Origin of the sequence: Rhodococcus sp. EPR-147 (assembly GCF_001647185.1) — a bacterium.
In the GTDB taxonomy this organism is placed as follows: Bacteria; Actinomycetota; Actinomycetes; order Mycobacteriales; family Mycobacteriaceae; genus Rhodococcoides.
In genome coordinates this window covers 1-3,504 of the sequence record NZ_LVCU01000247.1, presented here as the reverse complement: position 1 = coordinate 3,504, position 3,504 = coordinate 1, and the positions used below count along the sequence as shown (strand labels likewise).

At 63.9% G+C, this 3,504-nt stretch carries 3 protein-coding genes and 1 pseudogene; 2 read left to right on the top strand and 2 right to left on the bottom strand.

Going from position 1 to position 3,504, the window contains the following annotated elements; all coding sequences use genetic code 11:
• A pseudogene (locus A2J02_RS12025) lies at positions 1-286 on the top strand (hypothetical protein); the annotation flags it as partial.
• A gap of 30 nt (positions 287-316) precedes the next feature.
• On the opposite strand, the gene A2J02_RS28680 reads toward A2J02_RS12025, so the two are convergent.
• Both A2J02_RS28680 and nucS read right to left on the bottom strand, forming a co-directional pair.
• Positions 317-634 carry an ATP/GTP-binding protein gene (locus tag A2J02_RS28680; RefSeq protein WP_082898788.1) on the bottom strand — a complete coding sequence of 106 codons (318 nt, stop codon included), beginning with the start codon at positions 632-634 and terminating at the stop codon, positions 317-319.
• A gap of 41 nt (positions 635-675) precedes the next feature.
• Positions 676-1,347, bottom strand: coding sequence for an endonuclease NucS (nucS, locus tag A2J02_RS12015; RefSeq protein WP_068050398.1), 672 nt, complete (start codon positions 1,345-1,347; stop codon positions 676-678).
• Positions 1,348-1,389: 42 nt separating this feature from the next.
• Here nucS and A2J02_RS12010 point away from each other — a divergent pair, with 42 nt between their 5' ends.
• Complete coding sequence (locus A2J02_RS12010) at positions 1,390-2,979, top strand: adenylate/guanylate cyclase domain-containing protein (RefSeq protein ID WP_068050400.1); 1,590 nt, start codon at positions 1,390-1,392, stop codon at positions 2,977-2,979.
• Positions 2,980-3,504: the final 525 nt, after the last annotated feature.

The window sequence follows — 3,504 nt, the reverse complement described above, 5'->3', positions numbered from 1 at the left end:
CACCGAGGCTGCCCGACGGCTTCAGTCCGCGAGTGAGCAGGCCGAGCGTCGCATCGCGCACTCCAAAGAACTGGCCGAGGAGCTGCGGGTGCTCCGCAGTCGCGTACTGGCACAGCTGCTCGGAATTCGGGGCCAGCTCGATTCGGTTCCGGCGATGCTCGCCTCGGTCAATCGCGAGAGCGAACTGCTCGACAATCCCGACCCGACGGCCATCCTGAAGAAGGAAGAAGAGAAGGCAGCCGCGAAGGCCGAGGACGAGAAGGAATCGGCCGACTCGGCGTCCTGATTCAGCAGGTCCCGCGCCTGGCCTCCCCCGCTACGACCATCTGCGGGTGAGGCCTCGCGTGTTTCGGCCGGACCAACATCCGGTGTGCCAATGTCTGCGATTGTCGGCACCACCGAAATCGTCCGACGGCCACGCGACGACATGTGCGACGCCCGGCCGCACCTCGTGATCACAGCCAGGGCATCGATAGGTCTTCACGGCCTTGGCACCCGGAACCATCCGCGTCGTATACGTGTCACCGTCCGGACCGACCTCGATCCGGTTGCCGCCCAGCACGGAATCGGTAGCCGGAGCGAGATCACTCGGGCCGCTCCGATTCGGTCGGCGGGGTTGGTTACGACGAGGCACCCGGCCAGTGTAGAGAACGGGCCGATTCGTGCCGACCGCCGTCAGAAAAGACGGAACTCGGTGCTGTCGGTTCCCCGTAGGACGTCGTAGTCGAGTGTGAGACAACGAATGCCGCGGTCGGTGGCCAGTGTCTTCGCCTGAGGCTTGATGACCTGCGCAGCGAACACTCCACTGACCGGGGCCAGCAGCGGATCACGGTTGAGCAGCTCCAGATACCGAGTCAGCTGTTCGACACCGTCGATCTCACCACGTCGCTTGATCTCCACTGCCACCGTTCCGCCATCGGCGTTGCGGCACAGCAGATCCACCGGTCCGATGGCCGTCATGTATTCGCGTCGCACGAGCGTGTATCCGTCTCCCAAGGTGCTGACGTGCTCGGCCAACAACTCTTGAAGGTGAGCCTCCACACCGTCTTTCACCAAACCGGGATCGATACCCAACTCGTGACTCGAGTCGAGTTCGACGTCGTCGATGGTGATGCGAAGTTCCTCACCGGCCTTGTTGGTGACGATCCACTTGGTCGTCTCGTCCTCGTTGGTCTCGACCATCCAGCAGGGCGGAGACATCCAGTTGAGGGGCTTGTAGGCCCGGTCGTCCGCGTGCACGCTGACCGATCCGTCGGACTTGACGAGGAGCAGTCGGCGAGCGGACGGGAGGTGTGCGGTGAGGCGGCCGACGTAGTCGACTTGGCAACGAGCAATAACTAGACGCACTCGACCACCTTAAAGCAGGAGCCCCGATAGTCTGTGACGACCATGCCGCAATTGAGACGATCTGCCGCTCCGCTGGGCTCCCGACTGCTCGGCGACACCTCCGAATCACCTCGCCGACGGCGGGTCCGAATCCAGATCCTGCTGACCGTCTTCCTGATCCTGTCGAATCTGATCGGCGCGGTCATCGTCGGTGTGTTGATCAGCGTCGTGGTGCCCGGCCCGGACGTCCTCGATCCCGACAAGTACTGGTGGGTGAACTACATCGTCGTCCCGGTCTACGTGTTCGTGGCATTCGTCGTCGGTGCGGTGTGGGGCACCACGCACGCTCTGCGAAGTTTGCGGTGGGCAATCGAGGACCGGCAACCCAGCCGCGAAGAACAGGTCGCGACACTGGCGATGCCATGGCGACTGACGCGAATCCAAATTCTGCTCTGGATCGGAGCCTTGCTGCTGCTCACCACGATCGACGGCATCATCGACTCGGCGTCGATCCCGAAGGTGGCCTTCACCATCGCCGCCGGTGGCACAGTCGTCTGTGCCTTCAGCTATTTGCTCAGTGAATTCGCCCTTCGTCCTGCTGCAGCTCGGGCACTCGAAGCCGGCGATCCTCGACGGATTCGTATTGCCGGAGTCATGGGCCGCTCGATTCTCTCGTGGCTGCTGGGCACCGGCGTGCCGGTCAGCGGTTTGATGATCATCGCGATCTTCCGCTTCATCAATCCCGAAACGACAGCGACTCAGCTCGCCGTGTCCATCCTTTCCCTCGGTGGCATCACGATCGTGTTCGGCCTTGCGCTGACCGTGCTCGGAGGTTTCGCCACGACATCGCCCATCAACAATGTGCGCGCGGGGATGGCCGAGGTGGAGAAGGGCAACATGGATGTCCGTCTCGCTGTGTACGACGGCACCGAGCTCGGTGAACTGCAGAGCGGATTCAACCGAATGGCCGACGGTGTGCGCGATCGGGAGAAGATCCGTGACCTGTTCGGCAGGCACGTGGGTCACGAGGTCGCCGAGAAAGCACTGCAATCCGACAGCGAACTCGGGGGCCGGGAACGCGATATCGCAGTGTTCTTCATCGACCTCGTGGGATCGACGGAGCTGGCGGCGTCTCGACCACCCACCGAAGTCGTTGATCTGCTCAATCGATTCTTCGCCGTGGTCGTCGACGAGGTCGACGAGCATGGCGGTTTCATCAATAAGTTCGAGGGTGACGCCGCGCTCGCTATCTTCGGAGCTCCCAACGAAATTGCCGACCACTGCGGCTCGGCGTTGGCCGCAGCACGAGCAATTGCCCGACGGCTGCTGGTCGAAGTGCCCGAATGCAGTGCCGCTGTGGGTGTCGCAGCGGGACGCGCAGTCGCCGGCAACGTCGGTGCGAAGTCCCGATTCGAATACACCGTGATCGGAGACCCGGTGAACGAGGCTGCCCGCCTCTCCGAGCTGGCGAAGAACGCTCCAGGGGCGATCCTGGCCTCCAAAACGGCAGTCGACGGTGCCGCAGACGAGGAATCGGGTCGCTGGGAATTCGGTGACTCGGTGACTCTTCGCGGACGCTCCGTCGAAACAGTCCTCGCGAATCCGAAAGATGTGAAAGTCACCGCCGACGAGCCCGTTGCTGTGCACGCCTGACCTGTATCGCAGGTCAGGACAGTTGCTGCCGCCTAGGCATCGCCCGCGAATGCGCGCGCGTTCGTGAAGTGCGCGGGAATTGGGGGCTGGTCGGGGCGCGATTGTGCGCGCGATGGCAAACGCGCGCGCGTGTGTCGGGGCAAACGCTCCGGAGCAGTTCGGGGCAGCGGTGTGTGAGTCGAGGCGTCTGGGATGCCTGAGACAGCGCGCGGAGTGACGACGCGAGCCGGCACCCGGGTCCGGCCCCGGCTCGTCGCGAATGCGCGCGCGTTCGTCAGGTGCGCGGGAAATGGCGAGTGGTCGGGGCGCGATTGTGCGCGCGGATAGCGAACGCGCGCGCGTCTGCGCTGGTAAGAGCGGTCCGCAGTCCGCGGTGGCGTCGTCTGCCGGCACGAGGTCAGGCCCGGATTGTGGCGGGTGCGCGCGCGTTCATCGGATGCTCGTGGGTGTGGTGATGGGTGGTTTCGAAATGCAGAATGGCCCTCGACCGTGGTCGGGGGCCATTCTGGGATGTTGTGTTCGGCG